Source organism: Acidovorax sp. KNOB132 (genome assembly GCF_057541515.1).
Genome location: NZ_BAAJYT010000308.1, coordinates 1 through 4,007, shown reverse-complemented (window position 1 = coordinate 4,007; position 4,007 = coordinate 1). Strand labels below are relative to the sequence as shown.

General features: G+C 72.0%; 3 protein-coding genes. All 3 read right to left on the bottom strand.

The annotated features are described in order from the left end of the window. Positions 1 to 1,134: leucine-rich repeat domain-containing protein (locus AC27IO_RS21485; protein ID WP_498740674.1), on the bottom strand; the 1,134-nt coding region annotated here is incomplete at its 3' end. A gap of 143 nt (positions 1,135 to 1,277) precedes the next feature. Then, positions 1,278 to 2,906: a XopAC/AvrAC family type III secretion system effector gene (gene xopAC, locus AC27IO_RS21480; RefSeq protein ID WP_498740673.1), complete on the bottom strand. Its 1,629-nt coding sequence runs from the start codon at positions 2,904 to 2,906 to the stop codon at positions 1,278 to 1,280. Positions 2,907 to 3,118: 212 nt separating this feature from the next. Continuing rightward, positions 3,119 to 4,007, bottom strand: an 889-nt coding sequence (locus tag AC27IO_RS21475) for an N-formylglutamate amidohydrolase (protein WP_498740672.1), incomplete at its 5' end; no start/stop codon positions are given.

Sequence of the window (4,007 nt, the reverse complement as noted above, 5' to 3'; positions counted from 1 at the left end):
GCCGTTCAGGCGCCAGCCGATCTCCAGCAGCCGCTCGGGTGTGATGGACTGGCCCGCATGCAGCCAGGTGCCCACGGCCTGGGCGGCGTCGGCCCAGGCGTCTTCCGTGCCCACGCCATCGGTGCGCAGCACCAGCGACAGGCCGCTGCGCCAGGCGTTCACCTCGGCGCGCAGGCCCGCGTTCTTGCGCAGCACGCCCAGGCATTCCTGCCAGCCTACGGCCACGCCGTCCAGCCGCGCGGCCAGGCGCGCCTGCTGCGGCGGGTTCCAGCGGGGGGCCTGCAGCAGGTTGGACAGCAGCGCCACGGGCGTGCCCGTCAGATCGACGGCGGGATGGTCCCGCACGGCGGCCGGCACGTTGTGCAGCTGCAGGTTGTGCGACAGGTCCAGCAGCTGCAGCACGGGCATGCGGGCCATGGCCTCGGGCACGTTCTGCAGGCCGCAATGCGTGAGGATCACGGTCGCCAGCCGCGGCGCCTGCGCCAGCGATTCGGGCAGCTCGCGCAGGCTGAAGTTGGCCGACAGGTCCAGCATTTCGAGGTGCTGCAGCCAGGCCAGCGCCTGCGGCACTTCGGTGACCACGCAGTTGCGCGCCGTGAGGGTGCGCAGACCCCGGCACAGCGCCAGGGTCTCGGGCAGGCGGTGAAAGCCCGTGTTGTCCGACACGTCCAGGTGCTTGAGATGGCGCAGGCGGTCCAGCCCGGGCGGCAGGGAGGACAGGCGCAGCACGCGCAGGTCCAGTTGCCAGCCCTCCTCGCCCAGGGCGTGGCAGGCCAGCACGCGCCTGACCGCCTCCTGGCGGCGTTCGGCGAACGTGGCGGCGGTTTCACTGTCGTCTTCCAGGTCCGCTTCGGGGGTGCGCAGGCGACCGAGCATGCGGGCCCACAGGCCCTGCTGGCGGGGCGGCGGCCGGTTGGGATCGGCATCGCACCATTCCTGCAGTTCGCGCATCCAGCGCTCCATTTCGGGGGTTTCGGTGCCAGCGCGGCCGGCGGCCCGGGCAGCGCCGTGCCCCTGGCCTGCATGGTGGCGGCGCAGGAAGCGGAAGGCCGATGCGCCCTCGCTGGTCGCGGCGCTGCCCTCGGCACCGGGGCTGTGGGGTACGCGGGCAAGGACGTCGGTGGTCGCGTTCATGGCATGGGCACGCGGGCAAACGCGTGGTGAAAGGGTTGGTGATGGAGCAAACCCGTCCAATTGCGACGGGATGTATCCAATCTACGGACCCCGCCCCCCGCGCCATGGTGCGGATGCGATGCCTTGGCCGCGCATGCGAAATTTCAGCGCGGCAGCAGGGTGCGAAGGGCTTCCTCCATCCCCTGCACCACGGCGTCGAAAAGCGCGTGCGGCACGCCGCCGGCAGGGGCGGAGGCGAAAACCGCCGCATCGGTCAACGCGCCGTCGGCCACCGTCCCGTCCGTCGCCACCTGCCCGGTCATGGCTTCGGCGTCCAGCGCGACGGGCGGCAACCCATGCTGCTGCAGGGCCCAGTCCATCGCCATCAGCGCGGCCGGGCCATTGCCCTCTTCGAAGGGGCGCAGGCTCTCCACCGCCCGGTACAGCAGCGTGGCCCGCTCCGTGGCCGCCAGCGGAGAAGCCGGCGCGTCGCCCTGGGCCAGCCAGGTGTCCAGCGCGGCGAGATGGCCGGGCAGTGCGCGGACCGGGGGATAGTCGAGGTGGCTGCCGGTGAGGCCCTGCGCATCGGCCGGGATGCGCTGGAACTCCATCGCCCGCAGCTGCGCCCCGCCGGCGGGACGGCCGTTCAGGCGCCAGCCGATCTCCTGGATGCGCTCGGTCGTGATCGGCAGGCCCTGGCTCAGCCAGCGCTGCACAGCCGCGTCCGCATCGGCCCAGGCGGCCTCGGTGCCCGCGCCGTCGATGCGCAACGCCTGAGAGAGCGCATTGCGCGCCTGATCCATCGCCGCACGCGATGCGCTGGCGTCCTGCAGCAAGGGCGCACAAGCCCGCCAGGCGCTCGACAGTGGTCCCACGCGGGTTTCCAGCGCGGCGCGCTGCCCGGGGGACCACGGCACGGGCTGCAGCAAGCGGTCCGTGAGCGCCACCGGCGTGCCCTGCAGTGCGAGCGCAACGTGGCTCTCGCGCAGGCCGGGCGGCAGCGTGTGCAGGCCGCGGTTGTGCGACACATCCACGGTCCGCAGCGCCGGCATGTCCGCCATGCCCGGCGGCAGGTGGCTCACGTCGCAATGCGGCACGCGCAGCTCCCGCAGGCGGGGGGCTTGCGCCATGGCCTGCGGCAGTGCCTTGAGAAAAGGGTTGGCCGACAGATCGAGCGTTTCAAGATTCGGCAACTGGAACAGGGAGGGCGGCACGTGGCTGACAAAGCCGTTGCAGGCCGTGAGGCTGCGCAGGTTCCGGCACCCGGCCAGCCCTTCGGGCAGGGATTGCAGGCCGGTGTTGTTCGACAGGTCCAGCGCCTCCAGATGCGCCAGCCGTTCCAGGCCCGGCGGCAGGCTGGAGAGTCCCAGCCCGCTCAGATCGAGCGTGCGGCCATCGGCGCCTTGCGCATGGCAGGCGAGCAAGCGCTGCATCGCCACCTCCCGGCGCTCCGCGAGCAGGGGAAGGCCATCGTCCGCCTTCTCCGCCCTGGCCTTGCGCCCCAGCGCCCGCAGGCGCCCGAACAGCCCATGGTGGCCCGACACGGCCCGGTGCGGATCGGCGTCGCACCAGCGTTGCAGCTCCTGCTTCCACCGAACCGTGTCGAAGGACGCTGCGCGGGGCGGTATCGCCCCCGGTGCAGCGGCCACCGCGCGCGATCGCAGCGCCTGGGCGTGGGTGTCGGCAGAGGCCGGCGTGGAGCGCGAGGGAGGCGATGGCACCGCAGCGGAGGGCGGGGCTTCGGAGCGGTGCGTGAACGGCTCCTGTTTGAACAGGGTGGAAAGCGATGTCATGGCAGGGCGGACACGCGGCAAGCGCGTCGCGGGCAGGGGGTGGGCAGGCCCGCGGGACGGGCCAGTGGACCCGCAATCTACGAAGTCGGCCGGCTCCGCTCCGCCCGGAATGCGAATGCAATGCCCGCCATGCGAAGCGACCCGCGCGCAAGCCGCGCCGCTTCCCCTCTTGCAAAAAAGCGCAGCGCGCCCCTGCCGCTTTCAATGCCGCGTCAATGCCGGGGATCGGTCGCCAGCAGCCACTCCACCAGCGCGCGCAGATCGGCCTGCAGCCGCGCGAAACCGGCCGGCTCGATGGCCAGCGTGCGCTCGTCCATGTAGAGCTTGCGGTTGATCTCCACCTGGATGCTGTGGCGGTGGGTCGCCGGGTGGCCGTAGCGGCGCACCAGCTCCACGCCCTTGTAGGGGTGGTTGTAGTCCACGCTGTAGCCGCGCTCGCGCAGAAAGGCGCAGATCGCCTGCGACAGCGCCGGGCTGGCGGTGGTGCCGTCGCGATCGCCGATCACGAAATCCGCATGGTGCAGGCCCGGGTGCAGCGTGGCATGGCTGGCGGCCACGGCGGGCATGGAGTGGCAGTTGATGTGGATGCTGTAGCCGTGGCGGGCATGGGCCTCGTCGATCGCCCGGGCCACGGCCGCGTGGTAGGGGCGCCAGCAGCGGTCGATGCGTGCGCGCGCTTCTGCCACGGAGAGCAGCCGGTCGTAGATGGGCACGCCCTCGTCCGTGAACTTCCAGATCAGCCCCTTGCCCAGCCGCACCTTCTGCAGCACGACGGGATCGGTGGTGACGGGATCGGTCCACGCGGTGTCGAACCCGGCCTCGAACATGCTGGCATCGACCTCGGTGGTGTCGCGGTTGGCGTCCAGGTAGATGCGGGGAAAGTGCGCCTCCACCCAGGCCGCGCCCAGCGCGGCGGCGAAGGCGTAGAGCTTCTCGACATGCGTGTCTTCGGCGCGGCGCAGCGTGGGCAGGTCGATGGCGGCGCGGAAGTCGTCGGGGTAGGTGGTGCCGCTGTGCGGCGAATCGAGCACCAGGGCCGTGCGGCCGGGCACGGCGGAGAACATGGCCGCTGGCGCTGCAGCCGCGGCGACGGCGGGCGCG

Bases quoted from the DNA above. Each gene is read 5' to 3' on its own strand.
- xopAC (WP_498740673.1), bottom strand. From the start codon at position 2,906: ATGACATCGCTTTCCACCCTGTTCAAACAGGAGCCGTTCACGCACCGC.